Source organism: Pedobacter soli (assembly GCF_900101435.1).
Classification (GTDB): Bacteria; Bacteroidota; Bacteroidia; order Sphingobacteriales; family Sphingobacteriaceae; genus Pedobacter; species Pedobacter soli.
The window spans coordinates 242,917-267,231 of sequence record NZ_FMZH01000006.1; the positions used below are offsets into that span (position 1 = coordinate 242,917).

At 38.4% G+C, this 24,315-nt stretch carries 14 protein-coding genes; 2 read left to right on the forward strand and 12 right to left on the reverse strand.

From position 1 onward, the window contains the following. Positions 1 to 96: 96 nt before the first annotated feature. Complete coding sequence (lacZ, locus tag BLR37_RS14955) at positions 97 to 3,261, reverse strand: beta-galactosidase, LacZ type (RefSeq protein ID WP_090769887.1); 3,165 nt, start codon at positions 3,259 to 3,261, stop codon at positions 97 to 99. Between the two features lie 529 nt (positions 3,262 to 3,790). Between lacZ and BLR37_RS14960 the strand changes: the two genes are divergently transcribed. Together BLR37_RS14960 and BLR37_RS14965 are read left to right on the forward strand one after the other, a co-directional pair. Then, positions 3,791 to 6,034, forward strand: coding sequence for a peptidase domain-containing ABC transporter (locus tag BLR37_RS14960; protein WP_090769889.1), 2,244 nt, complete (start codon positions 3,791 to 3,793; stop codon positions 6,032 to 6,034). 16 nt (positions 6,035 to 6,050) lie between these two features. Further along, positions 6,051 to 7,370, forward strand: coding sequence for an HlyD family secretion protein (locus tag BLR37_RS14965; protein ID WP_090769891.1), 1,320 nt, complete (start codon positions 6,051 to 6,053; stop codon positions 7,368 to 7,370). Between the two features lie 2 nt (positions 7,371 to 7,372). Here the strand turns inward: BLR37_RS14965 and BLR37_RS14970 are convergent, their stop codons facing one another. The 11 genes from BLR37_RS14970 to BLR37_RS15020 form a co-directional block, all read right to left on the reverse strand. Continuing rightward, a complete protein-coding gene (locus BLR37_RS14970) occupies positions 7,373 to 8,608 on the reverse strand; it encodes a glycosyltransferase family 4 protein (RefSeq protein WP_090769893.1) in 1,236 nt (411 codons plus the stop codon). A 5-nt stretch (positions 8,609 to 8,613) separates the two neighbouring features. Then, the gene (locus BLR37_RS14975; protein ID WP_090769895.1) at positions 8,614 to 9,555 is read right to left on the reverse strand and encodes a hypothetical protein; all 942 of its coding nucleotides are present in this window, start codon (positions 9,553 to 9,555) and stop codon (positions 8,614 to 8,616) included. Between the two features lie 2 nt (positions 9,556 to 9,557). Continuing rightward, positions 9,558 to 10,481, reverse strand: a complete 924-nt coding sequence (locus BLR37_RS14980) for a hypothetical protein (protein WP_039476877.1) — start codon at positions 10,479 to 10,481, stop codon at positions 9,558 to 9,560. 166 nt (positions 10,482 to 10,647) lie between these two features. Next, positions 10,648 to 12,342, reverse strand: a complete 1,695-nt coding sequence (locus tag BLR37_RS14985) for an alkaline phosphatase family protein (RefSeq protein ID WP_039476875.1) — start codon at positions 12,340 to 12,342, stop codon at positions 10,648 to 10,650. 18 nt (positions 12,343 to 12,360) lie between these two features. Continuing rightward, a complete protein-coding gene (locus BLR37_RS14990; protein WP_052266201.1) occupies positions 12,361 to 14,298 on the reverse strand; it encodes a M60 family metallopeptidase in 1,938 nt (645 codons plus the stop codon). Between the two features lie 15 nt (positions 14,299 to 14,313). Next, positions 14,314 to 16,083 carry a LamG domain-containing protein gene (locus BLR37_RS14995; RefSeq protein WP_039476873.1) on the reverse strand — a complete coding sequence of 590 codons (1,770 nt, stop codon included), beginning with the start codon at positions 16,081 to 16,083 and terminating at the stop codon, positions 14,314 to 14,316. A 20-nt stretch (positions 16,084 to 16,103) separates the two neighbouring features. After that, positions 16,104 to 17,807 (reverse strand): DUF5008 domain-containing protein, encoded by a 1,704-nt coding sequence (locus BLR37_RS15000; protein ID WP_039476871.1) that lies wholly within the window; start codon positions 17,805 to 17,807, stop codon positions 16,104 to 16,106. Positions 17,808 to 17,838: 31 nt separating this feature from the next. Then, complete coding sequence (locus BLR37_RS15005) at positions 17,839 to 18,558, reverse strand: fasciclin domain-containing protein (RefSeq protein ID WP_039476869.1); 720 nt, start codon at positions 18,556 to 18,558, stop codon at positions 17,839 to 17,841. Between the two features lie 4 nt (positions 18,559 to 18,562). Beyond that, positions 18,563 to 20,080, reverse strand: a complete 1,518-nt coding sequence (locus tag BLR37_RS15010) for a RagB/SusD family nutrient uptake outer membrane protein (RefSeq protein WP_167356616.1) — start codon at positions 20,078 to 20,080, stop codon at positions 18,563 to 18,565. A gap of 18 nt (positions 20,081 to 20,098) precedes the next feature. Continuing rightward, the gene (locus BLR37_RS15015) at positions 20,099 to 23,254 is read right to left on the reverse strand and encodes a SusC/RagA family TonB-linked outer membrane protein (RefSeq protein ID WP_167356617.1); all 3,156 of its coding nucleotides are present in this window, start codon (positions 23,252 to 23,254) and stop codon (positions 20,099 to 20,101) included. A 35-nt stretch (positions 23,255 to 23,289) separates the two neighbouring features. Continuing rightward, the gene (locus BLR37_RS15020; protein WP_039476867.1) at positions 23,290 to 24,315 is read right to left on the reverse strand and encodes a DUF5007 domain-containing protein; all 1,026 of its coding nucleotides are present in this window, start codon (positions 24,313 to 24,315) and stop codon (positions 23,290 to 23,292) included.

The following is a 24,315-nucleotide window of genomic DNA, read 5'->3' on the forward strand; positions in this document are numbered from 1 at the left end:
CCGATAGCTATCGGATCAAGTTGGGAATGACGATCACACTTTATAAAGAAGTAAAACGGATGAATGTTTATTCCTTCATCCGTTCTACATGATCCATTACTTAATCGGTTTAATGTAATAGCTGTACTGGTAATCTTTAAAAGGAATTTGATACTGGATTAATGGCATAGAGCCCCAGCTATCAATACCCTGCACGCCCAGTTGCTGCAAATCCATGTGTACATAAATCTGGTTACGTTTTACCAGTTCGCCAGAGTGATATTGTTTTTTCTCTGCCTCAGGATCCAAATCTTCAACAGCATAAGGCAATGCGTTAAAACTTAACAACTGATCGGCAAATTCGAAACGTAAACCTTTACCCGTTTTATCGGTAAAATTTACCCAACGTACTTCTGTTTTATTGCCACTTTCCTGCGGACGGGCATAAGGGAAATACTGATCGGCAACGGTAGATTTATAAGTACCTATTAATGATGCTGTTTTTCTGTCCACGTAGTTTTCGCCAGGACCACGGCCATACCACTGGATATTGCTGTATTCGTTTTTCAACTGTAAATCGTTACCGATACGCATTAAACTTTTGTAGTTGCCGTTAACCGCTTTAAACTGATTATCAACTTTGACTGTACCATCGGCCAAAACGGTAAACTGTTGTGTAGTTTCAGCATCGCCTTTTAACAATGATGATTTAACGGTTAAGGTAAAGCCATCAGCTGTTGAATTTACAGTCGATTTGATGTTTGCGGCATCATTATCCTGATATACATTGCGCCACATCCTTAGTCTGGTATTTAAACCAGCACCAATATCATTATCTGTTGGCGCTCTGTAAAAGCCCGGTTGTGGCCCGGCAGCCAATAATTCGCGTCCTTTAGACAGATAACTGATTAAAGTCCCTTTTTTCAGGTCGAAAGTAATGGTAAAATCACTTCCTTTCACAATTGCACGATCGGCAGTTTGCTCAACCTTTAATGCTTTTTTACCAGCACCATAAGTGTTGGCCTTCGGTGCACCAGCCAGTGCAATCTGCTCGTAAGCAATTTCGTAACCTTTTTCCAAAAATGGTTCGGTGCTTTTTAAGCGGTAGCGAACGTTTAAGAAGTATTCTTTACCCGCAGCATATTTGGTATTAAACGGAATGGTTAGGGTTTCTGTTTGGCGTGGTCCAACATTCAGGTCGTTTACCACACCGGTTTGAACCACTTTACCATCTTCAACCAGCTCCCAGTTTAACTGCACATTACTAATATCTTTAAAGAAATAGCTGTTGTTTACATTAATCTGGTTGGCACCGTTAAAAGTAGTTTTAATATACTGGTGCACTTTTTTAAGTTCAACCGCCATTGGGGTCATTCCGCGGTATGCGGTTACTACACCTTTAACACAAAAATCGTTATCGCTAAAATTTTCATCAACCGGACCACTTAGCGGGAAATCGCCACCGTAAGCCATAATGCGTTTACCATTTTTAACTGTATCGATGGCCTGATCAATCCACTCCCACACAAAACCACCCTGCAGTTTTGGATTGTTTTCGATGGCATCCCAGTATTCTTTAAAATTACCCAAACTGTTGCCCATAATGTGTGCATACTCGCTCATAATGAACGGACGGGTTTCTTTTTCCTGTTTGGAATAGCGTGGGAGATAATTTGGTGAAGGATACTGCGGTACAATCATATCGGTATTGAAATCATTTTCTGCCCTTTCGTACTGTACCGGACGGAAATCTTTTCCTTTTAACCACTCGTAAGCCTCGTAAAAATTAACACCGTTACCGGCTTCGTTACCTAACGACCAGGTAATTACCGAAGTGTGGTTTTTATCGCGCTCGTACATGCGGGTAATACGCTCCAGATGTGGTACGTGCCATTGCTTATCGTTTGCAAAAGTGGTTTCCAGGCTGTAATAACGACCATGCGATTCGATATTGGCTTCATCAACCACGTATAAACCATATTCGTCGCACAGTTCCATCCAGTAAGGATCGGGAGGATAATGCGAATGACGCACTGCATTAACATTCAGCTTTTTCATCATTTCCATATCCTTTTCCATATCGGCATGGGTTAAGGTATGGCCCTGAGTAGCATTGTGCTCGTGCCTGTTCACGCCTTTTAAAAATACACGTTTACCGTTAACGAGTAAATCGCTACCCTTAATTTCTACCGAACGGAAACCTACGCGTTGTGGAATTACCTCAATTACTTTTTCGTTTTTATCTTTTAAAGTAATGTACAAGGTGTAGAGGTAAGGTACTTCTGCCGACCAATTTTTAACATTATTGATCTGCGTCTTGAAACTAAGATTGGTTTTATAATTACCCAATACTTTTTGCAGTTTGGTAGCTTCTTTCCAAACATTATTACCTTTGGCATCAACCAGATCGAGCGCCACATAAAAACTATCGGGACGGCTGTGGTTGGTGCGTTGGTCTATTCTGTAGTTCTGTACAGCTAAATCAACATTTAAAAGCCCGTTGGTGTAGCTTGCATCGAGTGTTCCTGCTACTTTAAAATCGCGGATATCCAATTTTGGCGTAGCATATAAATACACCTCGCGCTCAATACCCGAAATGCGCCACATATCCTGGCATTCCAAATAACTGCCATCGCTCCACCTGTATACCTGAAGCGCAATGGTATTTTCGCCCGGTTTTACATATTTGGTGATATCAAATTCGGCTGCCAGCTTGCTATCTTCGCTGTAACCTACTTTTTTGCCGTTTACCCAAATGTAAAATGCCGATTTAACTGCACCCAGGCTAATAAATACCTGTTTATCGCCCCAATTGGCGGGAATATTGATTTTTTTACGGTAAGAACCTACCGGATTGTTGTCTTCGGGAATATCGAAAGGCGGGTTCATGCGGTTACCGGTAAGCTGACGGCCTGCAAACTCGTAAGGCTGGTTTACATAAATGGGCAAACCATAACCATTTACCTCCCAGTTGGCGGGAACTTTAAAGTTATCCCAGGCTTTATCGTCGAAATCTACTTTATAAAAATCTGTTGGTCGCTTGCGCGGATCTTTCACCCAGTTAAATTTCCAGGTTCCGTTTAAGGATAAAAAGTAAGCTGATTTTTCTTTGGCTCGTTTGGTAGCCAGCTCCTGGTTTTCGAAGGCAAAGGCCGAAGCCCGCATGGGTAAACGGTTTACCGAAACTACTTCAGGAGTTTGTAGTTCGGATGGCAGCTGCTGCGCACTCACTTGCCCGGCTACCCATAATGAGGTAAAAAAAATGGTTAATTTTCTCTTCATTGTGTGTGTTTATAATATTAGGTTTTGTGCCCCCAAATTACTGATGATTGGGTGATAATGGTAAAATTGTTTTAGCGCAAACGTTTGAGTTTTAAATATGTTACGGTTGCCAGAAGTTTAGTTTATTTGCTTCCGAATTTGACAAAAACAGCATAAAAGCTCAGCTACTTATTGAACAAAAAAATAAAATAGTGGCCTTTATCCTTTGCAAACTTAAATTTTGTCCGTTTCACCTTAAAATCCATCATTTTTAATGGGTAAAAAAGAGATGCAGGACGCTAATTACAAACCCAAATTAAATAGGAAATGAAGCTAACTGAGATCAATTTTGGCGGTCTGACATTCATTTAAACTTTAATATTAGCTCCCATAGACAAAAATAACCCTGATTGTTTCGAAATATGGAAATTAAGAATCAATAACCACATTTAACAGCCAAAATACACAAACGTTTGCGCTGAAATATAAGAAGAGTTTAGTCTCTTTTTTGGTTAAGTTAGTAAGCTAAACAAATTATACAACCAGATTAATGCCAATCTCAAGATTTCCATTAGACAGACAAATGGACATGATGGACTGTGGTCCTGCGTGCTTAAAAATGATAGCCAAATATTATGGCAAATTTTACTCCTTGCAGTACATGCGCGACAAATGTGGGATCACAAAGGAGGGCGTTTCATTTCTTGATTTAAGCCATGCCAGCGAAACAATCGGACTTCGTACGTTATCGTTAAAGTGTACTGTTGAAGATTTGTTGCATAAAATACCTTTACCAGCCATAGTACATTGGGATAACAGTCACTTTGTTGTAGTTTACAAAACCAGGGCAAAAAAAGGAAAAGAGCTAAATCAGGGCACTATTTATGTCGCCGATCCGGCTAAAGGCTATGTTAGTTATAAAGCCGGAGAGTTTGCTTCAAAAACCATAAAAAAAACGCACAACGGTGAGGCAGAAAAACTGGTTTTAATGGCGATTGAGCCACAGGCCGATTTTTATGAAAGGCAAACAAACGAAAAGCTGGATAAACGTAAAACCTTTTATAATTTCCTCAATTACTTCAGGCCTTATAAAAAAAGCTTTATCAATTTGTTTGTGATTATGCTGCTGGTAACTGTTTTGCAAGGGCTTCTCCCCTTTATCAGCAAGGCAGTTATTGATGTGGGCATTCAAACACACGACATCAACTTTATCAATATTGTACTTATTGCTAATATTGCCATTTACTTAAGCATTTTACTAAGTAACATGGCCCGCGACTGGATTTTATTGCATGTTACCTCGCGGGTTAATATTGCCTTAATTTCGGATTATCTAATTAAGTTAATGTTGCTGCCCATCACATTCTTTGAGAATAAAATGACCGGTGATATTTTACAGCGTGCGCAGGATCATGAACGTATCAGAAGTTTCATCATGAACAACTCCCTGAATATGATCTTCTCAACTTTAACTTTTCTGGTATTTGGCGCTATTTTACTCGTTTACAATACGGTTATATTCTGGATTTTCCTGGTGGGTAGTGTTATTTACGTAGCTTGGGTGATGGCCTTTTTAAAACTGAGAAAAAAATTAGATTGGGAATACTTTGAACTGATAAGTAAAAACCAAAGTTATTGGGTAGAAACCATTGCCAGCATACAGGACATTAAGATTAATAATTACGAAAAACCCAAAAGATGGAAATGGGAAGATATCCAAGCCAGGCTCTATCAGGTTAACTTAAGGGTTTTAAGTGTAACCAATACGCAAAATCTGGGCGCCCAGTTTATAGATAATCTTAAGAACCTTTTCATTACCTTCTTTTGTGCAAAGGCGGTAATTAATGGAGAGATGACTTTTGGGGTAATGATCTCCACACAGTTCATTATCGGAATGCTGAATGCTCCGGTTGTACAATTTATACAATTCATCATTTCTTTTCAGTTTGCGCAGATTTCGTTTCTGCGTTTAAATGAAATCCACCAGTTGGAGGATGAAACCGAAAATGTAGGTACCAACCCCATTGATTTACCTGAAAACAAAAGCCTGATCATTAACAACCTTGGTTTTCAATATACGCCAACCTCCAATCCGGTACTTAGGGGCGTAAGGTTAATTATACCTGAAGGCAAGGTAACAGCGATTGTGGGCGATAGCGGAAGTGGAAAATCTACTCTATTAAAATTACTGCTTAGGCTATATAAGCCCAGTTATGGCGACATTAAGATTGGCAATATGAATGTTAATAACATCAGTTTGAAACAATGGCGAGATAAATGTGGAGCGGTGATGCAAGATGGAAAAATCTTCAACGATACTATCCTGAATAACGTGGTGTTGGATGATGAAAAAATTGATTATGGAAGGCTTAAAAAAGCTTTGGATACGGCAAATATTGCCGCAGAAATTGAAGCTCTCCCTTTGGGCTACCAAACCATGATGGGCGAACAAGGCAGAGGTTTAAGTGGCGGGCAAAAACAACGCATTTTAATTGCCAGGGCACTCTATAAGAACCCTGATTATTTATTCTTCGACGAAGCAACCAATAGTTTAGATACCTTGAACGAAAAAAAGATTGTAGATGCTCTCGACCACGTTTTCAAAGAAAAAACGGTAATTGTTATAGCGCACCGGTTAAGTACCATACGCAAAGCCGATCAGATTGTGGTAATGCAAGGCGGTACCATTGTAGAAATGGGAAATCATCAATCTTTAATGGCTCAAAAGGGAAAATACTTTCAGCTGGTACAATCGCAATTAGAGATCACCGAAACTGTAGAGACTTTAAATTAACCTCAATTAAAGTAAAATGCAACAAGATTCTGAAATATATCATCATAAACAACGTACCGAACAGGTACAACATATTATTGAGCGTATGCCTACCCGTTTTGGCTTTTGGGTAAGTATAATTGTAGGTTTTATTTTCATTTTAATTTTTGTCTTCGGCTGGCTTGTCCGCTATCCGGATGTTGTTCCTGGTCAAATTGTAGTTAATTCAAATATTTCGCCGATAAAACTTATTGCAAACAGCAATGGAAAATTAAAACTCAACAGCATTAAATCGATGGAGGAAGTTAAGGAAAACCAAATTATCGCCTATATTGAAAACCCTACCAATCCGGATATTGTTTTCTACATAGACAGTATACTTAAAGGCTTTAACCCTTCTCATGAATCAATTCTGATGCTCAAGAATAAATTACCAGGTAATTTATCTTTGGGCGAATTAAACGGAAAATATTATGCCTTTGTAAATAGCCTGCAAGAGTATACCAATTATAAACAGGATAAGTTATTTGATAAACAGGCACAAAACCTTTTAGATTTATTATCGGAGCAAAAAAAAGCGATTGTAAGTGCGACCAACAGAGTCGAAATGGCTAAAAAATCGTTGATTTTTGCACATAAATTTTACCAGCGTGATTCTACACTTTTTAAGAATAAAGTAATCAGTGAAGCCGAACTGGATAAAACAGAGATGAACTATATCTCCAACAAAGATGCGCTGCAGGCTGCAATAAACAACCTGGTACAAAACAAACAAAGCAGCCAGCAAACTGAAGGAAAAATACAGGAACTGGGCATTCAAAAACCCGAAAAAAACAGTGAATTAAACATCCAGCTCATCTCTGCATATAACGATCTTATCGACAATATTAAAAGTTGGGAACAACGTTACGTATTCCGTGCGCCGTTTAAAGGAAAGGTACAGTTCTTAAAATTTTACCATGAAAATCAGTTTTTACAAAGCGGGGAACAGGTTTTTACTATTATACCCAATAATGAAGAAGCTATTGGACAAGTTGTATTACCGGCAAACGGGTCGGGTAAGGTAAAGATTGGACAGGAAGTAATTGTTAAATTAGACAACTACCCTTATATGGAATATGGCAGCATAAAGGGGCATATTGCTTCCATTTCTTTAACCAGCAATACTGAAAAAACCGAGCAAGGTAATACAGAAACCTACCTGGCCTCGGTAAAATTTGATAATGGCCTTAAAACCAATTATGGCAAGCAGTTAGACTTTAAGGCCGAAGCTAAAGGTAGTGCCGAAATCATTACCAATGACCGGAAATTGATTCAAAGATTATTTGATAACCTGAAATATGTGGTAAATAAATAGAATTAGCTTAAGTAAAGTTGCAACGTTTTTTCGGCCATTTGTTTGGCTGTAAAATGCATATTAAATAAAAGCTGTCCGTTTTCGCTTAGTTTCGCCCTTAGCTGCTGATTCTGATACAAACCTAACATTTGAACAGAAAGGTTTTTCTCATCTACACGGCCAAAACTATCTGTTTTAACTTTGATTACGTTTAGCTTATCTTCAAAAGGTTTTGCAAAGGCCGGTATATCCGAAACGATTAAGGGAACACCCGAGCTTAGCATTTCAAGAGCGGTAAAACTACTTTGCTCTGTCATTGAGGGAATTAATCCTGCATCAGCAATAGCGTAATAGCGTTTAATATTTTCTTTATCTGCATATCCTGTAAACGAAACCCTGCCACATACCGAAGCGCTAATGCTAAGATAATGCTCCATATTTCCTTTACCAACAATCAGTAGCCGGGCATTTGGCATAGACTTTAACTTTTTTGAAAACGATTTGATTAATATATCGACTCCTTTTTGTTCAGACAATCTTCCCACATAAAGAAATATAAAATCATTTTCATTGAAACCTAAACTAGACTTAATAATTTCTTTGTTTAGGTTACGATTATACACTTCAGATATTAGTCCGTTAGGAATTAAATGTACCTGATTTTGATCGGAAAGTTCATAATATTTCTGCATGAACCTACTGCTATCACTACTCAAACTGATAATATGATTGGCTTGCTGGCAAAGCTTCTTTTCGAAAATTATAGACTGAAAAAAAATATTCTTTTTTTCTTTTGGACCAGTACTTTTCCAGTCTTTTTTAAAAGCATTGATATCATTACTGTAAAATACACGCCACAATGAAACATGGTTAGTATACACTACCTTGAAGTCGTACTCATTAGCCAGATCGGCCAGTGGCAATTGTAAAACAGTATTCAAATGAAAAACCGTTTTAATTTTTTCATCAAAAAAACCAGATAAAAGGCAGATAATTGCACGGGCCATCATGGGCTTTAGTCCTACTTCTGATTGGCCTTTTTTTATGCCTGCTTCGTTTAAAACAATATCAATATCAGTGCGCTTATGATTAATTTTTCTGGAAGAAAATCCTGTTTTCTTTCCAAAACTTAAGCGTACAAAATAAAGATTACAAGGTGCATCTAACCTTTCAACGGCCCCAAGCAGGTTACCAGTATAACTACCCACCCCGTGGCCAAAGGCTTCGGATGGTGTTTCAAAATAAAATATATTTGACAAAATATTTAATTTAAAAAGGAATAATAAGCCCTCTTTCCTGAAGTGTTCTCTTGTGCTGCCATCAAAATATCAAACCCCAGGTCTAACTTACTACTAAAATCAATCGTATTAAGATCCTTTTCCATTGTAAGAGAAACTTTTTTCTCATCTGCAGGATTTTTAAATTCCCTTCCCAAATTTTTATTCATTATTGCTTCTGAGAATAGAAAGCATTCTTTAATAGATTTCCGATTTTTATCTATAAAATCGATTAAAAATTTATCACTAACAAATTTCAATTCATCCTCAAAGAGGAAGAGCATTTTTCTAAATACAATTCCATGTCTTTCCTCATCTTCAAATTTGTCACCTAACAGTTTCAAACCAAAATCAATACTATCCTCATAAGCTGTTTCATTACTTTCGAAACTTAATAGTTTTAATAATGTAGCATTTCTAAGCCATTCATCATACAAAAAAGCATGATCGAACAATTTTTCCTTTGACAGCTTCTTCTTCATCTTTTTTAGAACAGGCAACAATGATTTGTTTTCCCTTACCCGTTGCTCCAGATAAATTAATATTAAAACAAGCTGTTCTTGTTTCAATAGTTTATTATTAGCAATTAATATACAAATTTCATCAGCCTTTTCGTAAATTTTGGGAATAGCCAGATTAAAGTACCCCAACTGATTAAATTTGGTTAAAAAGAGGCTAATTAATACCAGGTTCCAATTAGATCGCTCAACCTTAGCCTTGTTAACCGAAAGTATTAATTCTTCTATGTACGAAAAGGCCAGATGATTATAATATTCATTTTGACTTATTGCAGCATATTCAAAAAAATAAAATATCTCTTTAATGAAAAGCTTAGGATTAGCTAATTTAACATGCAATTCATAGGAGTTACTTGTTAACAGGCTATTATTTAAATAGCCTGTTAACAAGTAAAAATTGCTTTCTATCATAATTATCCAAACCAGTTTACAACCAAATTAATGGTGTAGTTAAGCCCCATTGCTGCCAATTGTTCCTTAATATAGCCATAAGAATCTTTTAGTGCGTATGCCGAACTGCCAACATTAAGCACCGGTGTAGCCATGGTATTTTGATTATATGTACCATAATTAAAATCTTGACCATAGTTATTTGGATCCGCTGCCCATGCACTTTTTGCTGCCGCTAATTTAGATCCATTTAAATTATTCATTAAGCTAGAGATAAAATTCCCATCAGCTCTAGAAGCATTATCACGAGCAATCTGAGCATCAATAGCTTGTTGTTGATATCCGGCTGCCATCATTCCAACATAATCAGCATCATAATGAGTTGAAGTTGATATAATTTGAGAAAAATCTTGATATGCACCTGTTAACTCATCCAGCACCACATATTCCTGTAACTGAATTTGAAAAATAGTATAGCCACTAAAGGATCCCATATCATTATCAGAAACTATTAAATCGGGTAGGCTTTCATAGTTATATCCACCGTTGGTCTCTCTATATAAACTATTAGTGGAGAAAGTATATCCAGTTAAGTTATCATAATAAACTTTTTCAGAGGAGGCATTGGAATCGAAATCCATTCCCACATAAAGTAACGTAAATCGATCCCATGATGATGTACCCATACCATAATCTGTTTCATTTACATTAATGGTTACAGGCGAACCATAGCCATCATCATCTAAGTGATAGGAGAAACTTCCACCCCAAGAAGAGTCGGTATCAACAAATACTCCTGTTGTGTAACCCATGTTAGGCATAACCACATCATAAATATTGCCATCGTAGGCAGAAATCATGTTAACACCTCCTAAAGTTTGTTTTTCTTCTGAATGAGATAACACCTCAAAGTTATCTTCCAGGTCTTTTAATGTTTTAATTTTCATAAGTTTTGCGTTATTAAGATTGAATTAAAAATAATATTTTTTCTAGAATAATTTTTATTTAAAATGACAAAATGAGATTGTAGTTCCTGCGGTATGGCTTAAAAAAAATCGACAAAAAACCCTTTGCCTCCTCCGGAGGCAAGGGTTTCACTAACTAAACTAACTACTATTTTAAGAATTCGATTTCGAAGTTTTTAAGGTAAGGCTTACCGTCAAAACCAAAATCTGAGAGTATATTAATATTCATCCAGTATAAAGTTAAAGCAGCAACATCACTTGCTGTTGTTGGAATTGACAATGTTGATGTTATTGGCTCAGGTGTTGTTCCGGGGGGATAAGACGTACCTAAATTAGCCCAACTGTAAGTACCGGAAAGTAGCATATTATAGCCAAGAGGAGCTTTGTTAAAAAATGTACCTTCTGTACCTTCATCCATAGGCCAAAACCCAACTATGTTAGCATAATTCGGGTGTTGAGTAATGTCTTTTAACCCAATATTGCTTTTAATCGTAGCTTCACTTAACGCTGTATTGAAATAAGTTAAATTAGCGCCATAAAATGAGGTTGGAGTGTCGTTATCTCCGGTTCTATGGCCCACCCTTAAAGGTTCTGTTGTATTTAAACTTTTTCTAGTACTGATATTTACAGCTGTTGCGTTCTGGCGGTTACCATCAATATACATAATTAAGTTTCTGGTAGTAGAATTGATGTATTCGACACTCATAGTTAATGTACGCCATACTGTACCCGGCGCATCTGTTGAGGATGTTTCCTGTTTACCATCTCCACCATTTAAACTTCCCCCAACGGTTACTACCCACTTACCACCTGGATAGAGTGCCCATTGCCAACCTGTAATCACCTGACCGCTCAGGTTGGTACTCTTACCAAAGAAGCTTGCATATCCACCAGGAACGGCATTAAATTTCACATCCATCTGTACCGTAAAACTTTTGTTATCACCAATATCAAAAAGCCCTTTATCATTAGGTACGATAGCCCTCGATGATGTTGTAGAGAAAAGTACAGGATTGAATCCGGATTTCTTTAATTCAAATGGTTTAAATGCTGGATTATAGACCAATGTAAAACCATTGGTTGGGTTTGCACTGCTTCCGCCATGGTTAGTGGTAATTATAACTAACCAATCTTCATTGGCATAACTTTTCCTGGCTTTTAAGGCCGTTAAAATATTGCCTACATATTCGTCAGCTTTAATAATTGCATTTTTATAACTGGCATTTGAGGCTAAAAATCCTCCATTAGCACCTGCAGCCTCAACATCTCTGAAGTTAACAAACATAGTTCCTAAACCAGCCTGATTATTTAAGAGATTAACTGTACTGTCTTTTACTGCTAAATCGGTTGTAACAACAGGAGAAAAATCGGCGTTACGCATATAATTACGTAAACTAGGCCAGGTAGTTACCATTGCAGTTTTTACAGCTTTATATTGTGTTACATAATCAAGCACATTTCTATATGATACAATAGGAGCGTGATCATCGCCATTGGTATCCTGAGTTCTTTCGAAATTATCATTGCTAATCTGATGTTTCGAAAATCCTGTACCAGTGACCATTGATGCCCAACCTCCAGCATCAGAAGCCGTTTTCAATGTATTATAAGAGTATTTTGAATTTTTCTGTAACTGGGTCAAATTAGTTGGCGCAACAATCTGTAATTCAGAACCGGTTAAGCCATCAATGCTGATTATTAACACCTTGCGTTGCAGGTTCGTGGCACGTTTTAATTCTTCGTAAACAGGTGGAGGATTGTCGTACTTTTTACAAGCTGCAAAAGCTATTGGAATAAGCAAAGCAGCACCAAGAATATATTTAAATTTATTTGAATTCTTCATCTTCTTTAAATTTAGAGGTTATTTAATTACACCTAACTCAGCCATAGCTGCATACGGGAATGACGCTACAGGTGTATTCCACCCATCTTTCAACAAAACCTTAAAAAACTTACCGAAAACAGGTCCGTTTGGAAAAGTAAAGTCGTAACGTGAAAACGCATTAGGAATTTGAGTTGTGGCCACGCTGGTAAAATTAACATTATCGCTACTCACTAATATTTCGATGTTCTTAACCCGTTGAGCTGTAGAATTCCTTGGCACAAAATACATTCCCTTCACTGTCATTCTTTTATTTTCGCTGTACACAATGGTGTATGGGTAACCCTGTGCTGCACTTGGTGCAGGGCTGTATTGTGAGTGCCAGTAGGTTGCGGTATTATTATCGAGCATTGCTGCCGGACTACCTTCATTTGATTGATTAGAACTTACAGTTACGCCTGGCGCAAAAGAAATAGCCGCTGTACCACCAGTTTTATTTAATGGATTATAGCCCCAAATCTGGGTAGTTAAAAGTGGATATTTGGCTGTTAATTTGGCCGCTACGGCATCGCTGATAGAAATACCCCAAGCATCGAAAAACGGAGCCAGATCTGTTTGTGTATAATCTGATAATTTTTCGTATACGAAATTATGCATGGTAATATCACTGCTATTTAAACGATCGGCATGACGGGCTTGCGAATACAGATATGTCATAGCTCCATAACCATATTTTTCAAAGATCTGTACAAAAGGTGTCATACGCTTAAATGGATCGTTCATAGCTGCGTCTGTATCAAAATTTTTGGTTCCTGTTCCAGATGCATAAGTAATAGCTTGCGGGAAACCACTTGAAACCGAAGGGTGCAGGATGTTATAGTTTGCTCCTATCCTGTTGGCAACCTTAAAGCTAAACAAGTTGTTAGTGGTTTCGCCGAGCGTACTCCAGCTCCATACTTTAGTTTGCTGGCAGTTGTGGCCAAATTCGTGATAAGATCCCCACATCCCGTTACTGGTGGTAATGTTTGTTAAGCTTGTAAAACCTTTAAACCACTCACTGTCGTTTAAACCCACAAAAGGGAAACCACTGTGACCATAACCTGCTGATAACTGAATATCTAATACCCCTCTCCAGGGACCTTGCGGGCTTCTGTCTTTTACATCTGGTGCATTATCTGATAAACCCATCCAGGCATTATAATCTAAATCGAATACATCATTCCATTTGCCGAAAGCCACTGTTGGATTAGTATAGGGCTCAGATGAGCTAAATGTAGCCACAATTTTATCTCTTGGTACAAGGAAAATTACGCGCTTGCTACGCAACTCTAACCAAGGTACCTGCGAAGCTTTTACTTTGTTTACCCAGTCTGCATCGACAGTTTGGCCCAGAATAAAATCGGGAGACACACAGGCATTCGTAATGGTAAATTCTACGGGGTTTGGATAAGCCCTGCCTGCACGGATATAAATGGTACCGCCATATAAATTACGTACATAGTTTGCACCTGCATACAGTTGCTGGCGCATGTAAATAACCGGATCGCGCAATAACGGAGATTTACCTGAAAGATTATCGGTATGCCCACCAATCTGAACAGTTAAACCTTCAATACCGGCCGGTACATCAATTTTGATCAGCTCTCCCGGTGCTGCATAATAGCCTGTACTATATTGGGGTTCAGGGGCTACCTGTATCCTCAAATTATCGGCTGTTTGATCGGTAAAGTTTAAATCTAAAGTAAATTTGGCATTTTGAACGCGAGGCTCAGACTGATCTACCAGGCCTGGAAATACCCTCGCTTTCGCGTACATCGATTTATCGATTACTTTCATGTTGGTATCGATACTGCCACCTGCAACATTTTCAGAATTATCAGGATAACCATCCGGAATATTGTAGCCGTATTTTTTACATGCTGTTGTGCCTAACACCAAGGTAACAGCACATAATATGGTGAAATGATTGAGTTTCATGTTTCTAATGTTTAATTAGTTTTTAGGTAAATTAACAGTAGGGTTATAAAATTTACCCATTAAGCCCCATTGAGCCGGAATGGTAATATTCATCCAGTTATAAATAAATACAGGAATATCAACCCCATTTGGTACCACTTTAAAAGCTGCTTCCGATATAGCTGGCGACAGGTTTGGAGAGATATCGGCATAATTTGTCCAGTTGGCTGCCCCTACCAGATTCATTACCGGCGATTTCCCTAAAGCATCATTCAGTACACTTCCAACACCTTCATTGGTTCTGTAGTAAGCTACCAAATTATTATAGTAGGGATCTGTAATCGGTGTTAGCGGCGTTTTTTTACTGGCAGCAATAATATCAGCATTTGGAATGGCGATATTGTAAACCGCAAATTCGGTAATAAAACAATCCACATTACTGTATTTTCCAAAAGTTAAAGGTGATGTGGTATTTAAATTTCCATTGGCTCCACCACTTACGGTTAATGATAAATTAGGCTGTTGCGCAGCAATACCATCAACAAACATACTGGCGGTATGGGTAGTACCGCTGTTATAAAATCTTACCGCAACAGAGTGCCATTTTCCATCATCAAGCTTTTGAGAAGCTGGTCCTTTTGCCTGAGTATTTCCGGTTGCACCGCTGAAGCTTGCATTAAAACTAATAATGCCGCCATCGTCTTTGATAAAGGCCCAACCGGGTATTCCTGGAGTTATTCCACCGGTAACGCCCCTTTTTTGAAGTATTGCAGGGTAACCTGAATTGCCTGTACTTCCATCCCAACGGATATTAAAACGGATGGTAGCCTCAATATTGGTACCTAAATTTAAAAAATTAGCATCGCTTTGTACCGCACCATTGGTTGCGTTAAATTTAGCCCCGATGCCAGAATATGGCAGGTTACTTACATCAGGTTTGATAACGGCGTTGGTTTGAAATTTCGGATTGTAGAAAGCTACAAAAGTATTACGCGAATCATCTGCATAGATATTTGAACCTGGGGCACCACCAGAAGTAGCTGCACCACCTTTGTTGGCGGCCACAACTACCAGCCAATTTTCCAGAGCGTAGGTTTTTCTCGCTTTTAAGGCTGCCAAAATTTCTCCTACATAAGCATCTAAAGTATTAATAGCAGTTGTATATGCCGCAGTTGATGCAGTATAGCCGTTTGCTAAACCTGCCACCTCTGCACTATGAAATTGTGCCACCAATAATGCTGGATTATTGGTTGTTAATTCTGCAACAACTGCAGTTTTAACCGCAGCATCGTCTGCCAGGGTTTGCTTAACGGTAGCATCGGCTGCCAGGTTATCGTTAAATGCGGCTGTTGAAGCCAGAGATACCGTGCGTACATTCCCCAAATTAGATTTAATTCCGGTAAATAGGGTTGGTGTGGTTTGTAAATTTATTCCAGTAAAAGCCTCTGTAGTAACATTATGTTTGGTATAATCAACACCGGTAAGCATGGTAGTCCATGATGCGGCATTGGTAATTGCATTTCTTTGGTAATCAGCAACACCATCATAAGAGTAAATTGAGTTGGTGGTAATTTGTGTCAGGTTAGCCGGCGCCAGACTGCTTACTACCGAACCTTTTACCCCATCCAAAATAATGTACAATACTTTTTTCGAATTGTTACCCAAGCCGAGTGTATCGTTTCTGAACGAAGTTGGCAATACATTATCGAAATTTTTGTTGCAAGATGATACAAGCAAAATAATACCCAAAACCGCCGTTATACTTAAAGTTTTAATTTCAAAAACTAAACTTGTAATTTTTTTCATATCCTTATAAATTAAGTCAGTTAATTAGCAATAATTAGTCGTAATACATTATGGGGTAATATCGAATTAAACCTGTAAATATCGCCCACTAACACGACCTGAGAACCGTTTGATACTCCAGTTTCAATCATATCATATACTCTGCCCTGAAAACCGCCTGTATTGTTGTAACCAACTGCCAGCTGACCGTTAGTATCCAGGATCATAAAACCCTGACGCAGGTAATCGCCATATCTGTTAAAAGAACCCGCAACGATTATTTTACCATTGTTAAGCTGGCCCGCGAAAGTGGCAATACCTCCGGTAATAAGCGAGCCGTTAAAAGTAGTGACTACTGATCCGTTTGCATTTAACAAAGCAACTCCTGAAGAAGCTTTTCCGTTATAGGTAGAAAAGTTACCACTGATTACAATTTTATCGGTTGTAGCATTGTATCTGATTGAATAAATATCACCATCAGCGCCAGAACCTGCGCTAAATGTGGGATCTACAGAACCATCTAAATTTAACCTTACAATCCTGTTTGCAGCAACACCATTAAATGTGCTGAAACTACCAACCAAAATCAGCTTGCCATCGCTCTGCATGGTAGCATCAATAATGGCTCCATTACCTCCTATAGCACTTTGTCTTGTCGTTTTGTTGTAGTGGAAAGTCGAATCCATCGATCCATCGGCATTTACACGTACCATTTGCCTCATTCTGGTGATATCGTATACCTTTTCGTCGTAAGTAGAATTTGGATAATAAATCCGTTTGAAATTCTGAAAGTTACCTACAATGTAAATTTGTTCGCCAAATACAAAAGTTTTTCTAACTGCACCGTCAACACCAGCATTAAATGCAGCAACGGTATCACCATTTTTCCATGTTTGCTCTGGTTTAGGGTTAACAATGGGTACCAATGAGTTACCCAAAGCATCTTTATCGGCAGTTTTAATGGTATCTAAACTACCATTTGCATTTAACCTGGTAATGTTATTGAGTGTTTGCCTGTTAGAGCGTGTAGAGTTATAAGCAGTAAAACTACCCGCAACTATAAACTTACCATTTTGCGACCCAGTAGAAATCCTGTTAATAGAATAAATTGTCCGGCTTCCTCCTACTGCACCCTTTCCAAAATTAATCCCGGAAGTAGAATAAGCTCCATCAGCATCAACCTGCACTATCCCTCCATTCGGTAGTGCGGTAGTACCTTTTTGCTCAAAACTGCTAAATGAACCTCCCAACCAGAAAAGACCTGTTGGCAATTTTTCTGCATCATAAACAGTTGTACCGCCCGAGCCACCAACTGCACTCGCGCCATTTACAATTTTAAATGCCGCATCTACACTTACCTTTCCGCCAATTTTAACAATAGGGCCGAAAAAGCTTTGCCCCTGAGAGGTGATCCAAACACTGCCAGTGCTGGCCACCAGTGGCACTTTAAATTGTATGGTACTATCGGTATAGTTTAATACCTCGGCTTCGATCTCGTTTACATAAAGCTTAAAATTATCTTTATATTTCATTAAGCCATTTACCTGAAGGTTTAAAGTTGTACCTGCAGTTACAATATCAGGATCGGTAGTTTTAGAGATAAAAGTAATGCCTAAAACCTGTTTACCACCTGCGTAAGGATCATCGGTTAATCCCTTACTTTTTTTGCAAGCAACCATTAAGCTGGCAAGGCAAACCGCCATTGCAACCAATAAGCTTATTCTATATTTTATGTTTGTTAACATATATCAGTTCATTTATATTAATAAATATTTGCTACGGCGTTGGTGGCAAAATGCCCGATGCAACTACCTGATCGATAAACGTATCGGTATTAAAACCCAGGTTATGTTTAATTTTAGTAAGTACGTGGATTACACCGTTTGTGGTCTGGATATCAGATGTTGCTACGGGGTTATTCTGTAACGCTACCTGCGGGTTAGACAAGTCGGGGATATACGCCAGGAACAACTGACGGTAACCAGCATATTTAACCCCTGCCGCATCACTAAAAATTGCTCCCACATTCATAATGCGACCCGAATAAGAAGTATAATTCTGCCCTGGATAAGCAAGATAAGAAAGCGTATCTCTTTGCGGATAATCTTTTAGCAGGTTAGAACCTTTAAAAATGTATTGAGAAAGGGTATTTCTCCAAACCTCAGGTTTTATCTGGCTAAGTTGAGATACAGTATCCTTTCCGGTATTTCTTAAATACTGGTTCAATCTTTTAATACTCTTGAAAACTGAACCACTGGGTGGGGCAAAAAATGTTACATTTTCTTTATCCAACACATCATTCATGCCGGCCAGATTAATCACGGTTAAAGTACTATCAAAGAAAGGTTTCTTCGATTTCATATACTGCAAACTACTTCCATTATATTTTGGATCATGCACACCTGTATCAAAATAGTACTTTTTGCAACTTGCAAACATGAAGAGCACACTGGCTAATACCAATAAACATGCTATATTTTTGTTTTGTATTTTCATCTTCTTAATTCCAAAAATTATTACCAATTAAATAAGGATTTGCACTGCGCTCGGTGGCACTGATAATTAATGGCCAGGTCCATGCACCTGCGTTAAAATTACCTACACTAATTACTGCTTTTGAATATTCGGTATTAATAGCTCTTTTAGTTCTAACCAGATCAAAGAAAAACTGTCCTTCACCAATTAACTCCCTGCAACGTTCCTTGTAAATATCGTCCTTCAGTTCACTGCCATTAGAAATTAATGCCGGTGCAGTAGCAGCCAATCTTACCTGATTCACATAACTACGTGCTGTAGCATCATCGTTAAGTTCGGCGGCAGCTTCTGCAGCCAGTAACAAAGCATCAGGTAATCTGAAAATAATAGCGCTATCATCACTATTTGCAGTTAAAGAAGTACCCGATCCGGTTGGATAGGTATTGGTGAATTTTTTGAACTGGAAGGTATTGTTATCAGAAGTGGCATTTTCGAACCATGTACTTAGTCGCGCATCAGGTATACCTGCCGGAAACAGTTTACCAATATAATCTTTCTCATAAGCCATAAAACTGGTAGTTTTAGTTGTTGCCCCCTGAATAGGGAAATGCGAAAAGAAATATGAATAATTAGAATAATTTACAAATGTTTCGCCATAGTTATAATCCTGTAAAACACCAAACAGGTTTTCTGAAGTACGCCCTTTAAAAATCAGCCTTGTATTTTGCTCATTAATTGGCAACAAAGCATAATTAGTATAAGTAGCCATTTCTTCGGCCAATGTTAAAACCGACTTATAATAGCCTGTTTTATCGCCATTATCCCATGCGGCTGCCCACATATTTAAGTGCATTAACAATGCTACAGCACTAGCCCTTGTAGGCCTGAAACCAGTATACGAAACATCAGTATAAGCAATTGGCAAATCATTTTTTGCAGCACTCATATCGGCAATACACTTTTTCATTACCTCTACCTGTGGGGTACGTGGTAACGATTTGCTGTTGTAGGCCTCTGTATAATAAATGGCATCGCCAAATAATTTACAGATAAACATATAGCTTAAATTACGCATAAAAACCGCTTCAGCTTTATATCTTCTTCTCTCCGTATCTGATAAATTACCAGCCGGAACATTATCTACCTCATAGTACAGGATATTACTGGCTGCAATAATATCGTACCAGGCTTTCCAGTCCATGATCGCTTTTAATCTATTGTCGTACGTAGTGGTAGCTGTAGTAACCGACTTTAAGTTATTGGCAATTAAATTGTTAAAAACGTTATTACCACTATTATCGATGGTACCTACGGTTTTAACAAAGTTACCCCTCACATCAAGTGCAGGCATTAATACGCCACCACCTACTTTATTGCGTAATCTGGCATAAATACCATTGGTAAAACCTTCAACATCATTTCTGGTTTGCCAGAAATTATTTCCCGATAGGGCATCGATAGGTACCACGTTGAGGAACTTTTTACAACCGGTACCGATAAATAACAGGCCCATCGCCACGAGTAAATATTTTATATTTTTCATTTTCATCCTGTTAAAAAATTAAAATTCTATGTTTAAGCCCAAAGCAAACTGTTTAGATATTGGATACCCTCCTGCATAATCTCTACCTAAAGCGGTTACGTTTTCGGGGTTTGGACCTGAATAACGTGTAATAAAGCCTAAGTTGGCAGCAGTTGCATTAATACTTACCCTGTTCATCCCGAATTTGCGGGTAAAACTCTGATTAAAGTTGTAGTAAACTTTTACCGAGTTAAGCTTAAAATAAGAGCCATCTTCCTGGAACATAGTTTGGTTAAACCTGAAAGGGTTAAGAATTGAAGATCTTACAAAATCTAATGGATTACCATATTTAGCGATATCGCCTGGTGCAGCCCAGTAGCTATACTCTGATAAAGGAACAATATTGCCCAATGCAGTAGGGTTACCAAAAGAGGCAAACTGCTGTGCCAAACTATTGTTTAAAATATCTCTTTTTAAAGTAAATGAAGTGTTGATCTCTATACTCCAGTTTTTGTATTGGAGTAATGATGTAAAACCACCGGTAATTTGCGGCTGTGAGTTACCAGCAATTACCCTATCGTACTCATTTAATACATAGTTACCATCTAAATCGGTAAATATTGGATCGCCTGCTCTGAAATAGTTAAGTTTGGCATTGGTACCTACACGGTATGGTAAGCCTGTAAGCGGATCAACCGGAACCTGAGCGTTAGTACTGTAAACACCTTTGGTATTGTACAAATAGTTAGATAATGAGTTAATACCCAAACGGTAGTAAATATCCTGGCCTAAAGCCGCATCAGTATATATCTTTTCGCGCAAGCCATCTGGCAGTGCAGCAAGTACCTCACGGTTAATAGCCAGTGTACCTGTTAAAGATAATTTAAATGGACTATTGGTACTGAGCGGACGGGCTGTTGCCTGAAACTCCCATCCGTAATTAACGTTACTGATCTCAGTAGAACCGATTGTGGCAAATGAATTTGAGCTTGATAATGCTTTCTCCTGAAATATGTTATCGTTCTGTTTGTAATAAGTATCCATCGACATTGAGAACTTACCGCTCAAAATCCCAATATCAAAACCAGCGTTATAAGTAGTAGCTTTGGTTGGTTCTAAAGTTAAGTTTGGTAAATAACTCAAATCTGCAATAACTGTGTTACTGTTGTTGTAACGGTCGCCCCCATAATATTTACCATAAGCCTGATAAATGTTACCATTAGGGGTGATATTTGAACCATAGCTTAAACGGATAGCTCCAAAATCCAGCCAGCTAAAATTCTCCATGAAGCGTTCTCTGTTAAAATTCCATTTAAACGCAATAGCCGGGTTCTTTTTGTAACCTGCATTAGGTCCGTTAGTCGAAAGTCCGTCAATACGGTAGTTTAAATCCAATACATACTTCTGTTTGTAGTTATAAGAAAACTGTCCGGCAAAACCAACTGTTCTTAAATCAGTATAGTCGGTTGTTCCACCTCTTGAGGTCAGATAATCGGTCATGTTGGTTAACGGACCTCTTAACTGATCGTTTACTCCCCTATCATTCAGTATTGCATCTGCTTTAAAAAACGATGCCCTTAACTCCGAGAATGCAAATAAGTTGAAGTTGTGTGCATCTTCTCCTCCCTCTTTAATTGAGTATACGTAGGTAAGCTGGTTACGGTTATACAGGGTTGTAGCCCTATCAGTATAAGTATAATATTGAGATTGATTTGAATTCAGTGCTGCCGGTGAAAAATTATCTTTTGTACTCGACTGGCCGGTATAATTCAAAGTGGTGCCAAGTTTTAAATTCGGTAGAATTTCATAGTCCGCATTTAAATTGGCACTGGTAATTAATATTTTATTGTCATTATCGGTTGTTAGTGCACCTAATACCGAGTTAACTGACGAATATAGTGAAGGTGAAGGCAATAAGGAAGATGAACTACCGCCCGTGGCTACCCCGGCATTCTGAAGCCCGTTTCCACTACCTGTTTGCACCTTTTGTATCGAATTGTTTAACTGTCCGGTAAGCCTGAACTTACGGCTAGGAGCATAAATCATGTTCATGTTAAGGTTATAACGGGATAAACCGGTATTTTCCTGAACACCTTTTTCATCATAAGCTGCTAGTGCAACCTTATAGTTAAACTGCTGATCACCACCAGAAATGTTTAAAGTATGACTCTGGTTAAATGTCGGACGATAAAAATAAGACTGCCAATCGGTAGAGTTATTGTAATATGCATTTAAGCTATCTGATAAAAACGGAGTAGAGTTAATTAAATCGATAGCATGGTTATAAGCCGTGTCGTAACGTAAAATCTGATCAATTCTTAACAAACGCTCGCCTTTACCACCAATTACAGAACGCAACTGAGGCACAGTTGACATAAATGCCATACCGTTATAACGAATTACCGGCACCTTAGAGTTACCACGTTTGGTAGTGATCAAAATTACACCGTAAGCACCTCTTGAACCGTACAATGATGTTGCGGCAGCATCCTTTAATACAGAAATGTCTTCAATATCCTCTGCCGGAATTTGAGAAGCAGGCGAAATACCAGGTCCTGCCTGCTGAAAACCGTAAGAGTAATTGGTATTATCATCAACTGGTACCCCATCAATTACATATAATGGAGAAGTTGGTGTTAAGAATGAAGAGTTTCCTGATCCGGATACATTAATATTGGAAATACCGCGTAAGGTTACACTCCCCCTGAAACCAGGAGCACCGGTATTGTTCTGGATATTTAAACCAGCAACCTTTCCCTGTAAAAGAGAGATTGCATCACCCGAAGGTTGTCCCTGAATATCCTTACCCGAAATGGTTACTACCGAACCGGTAGTTAAGGTACGGCTTTTGGTCTGGTAACCTGCCGTTACCTTTACCTCTTGTAAGGTTTTACTATCGGTACTTAAAGTAACAGAGATATTGGTACGGTTGTTTACTTTTATAGTAGTAGATTCGTAACCCACATAACTAAAAGTTAAAGAGGCATTACTGGCAACTGTTACCCTAAATTTACCGTTCATATCGGTAATGCCCAATGAGCTGCCCCCGCTGGTAACACTAACTCCGGGCATGGTTTCTTTTGATTTTGATGAACCATCAATAACTGTCCCGGTTACAACAATGCGTTCCTGGGCAACAGCTAGATTCTGGAAACCAAAAATCAATAAAATAACTATGGTGTAAAAATACTTCATCGGAAATATATTTTGTTTTAGTTTATACTGTTCCATTAATCATTATCAAATTTTGGTTTGTCGCGCTTAAACCAGAAGGTTATCTCCCAGTCTCCTTTTTGGTAAATATTAAAATTGAAAGCCAGGAAACACTGTTGCAGTACATTACCAAATGACTGTCTGTTAAACCTGAAAACAACCCTGGCCTGATCGCCAGATAAAGTAGTATACTTGGTTGGGTATGCACTGCATGGTATTGGATAGGCAACCTCATATTTTACTTTGGTTGCATCTTTAACCATGTTAAAACCGTGCACCAGATTAGCCCAATCAGTAGCGGCAAACTTATTCGGATCAATCGGATTAGATAAGGTATCTACAAACTTGAAAGTAATGCTATTACCATTTCCTGCTTTTTTAAATAGAACCTGAACGTCATCTCTGGTGTTAAGTGGCTGCCCACGCATACCAGTAATATTTAAGCTGGTAGGGTTTACAGACACCGAGGTTCCTTGACCAGTAATAGGGTCTAAATTTGATGGTTCGTAAGGACGCTCGCGTAAAGGGCGTAAGCGGAAATTCTGATAGTATTTTCTACCGCCGGAGTTCGACATTTCGACATCGAAAACATAACCAGAATCTGGCTGTGCCTTAACCATATTCGAATTCGCCGCAGCCCACATCAGAAACTCACCAGAGTGTGGTCTTACCTCGAACAGCGGATGATTTTCAGTTGTGCGTTTGGCTTCAATCTCTGCTATCGATTTTTCGGTACCATCGTAAGCGGTTTTCCAAACTGTAACCGGATAATTGGTAGTTAACTCAGGAGCTGGCTCACCGTTAAACGTACGCATGTTTACAATTTTAAAATCGAGGGGACGACTGGAGTTACCATATTGAAAATTATTGGCAAACAAGGTATTTCGGCCCAATACGGGTTGGTAAAGGTACTGGGTATACTGCGAATCGTTTGCAATCGATAAGCGCTCATCGGGCAGGTTCTTCCTGCAAGAAGATATTACAATGCCACCTATCATTAAGGTTAAGCATACTTTAAATATATATTGAATATTTTTCATCAT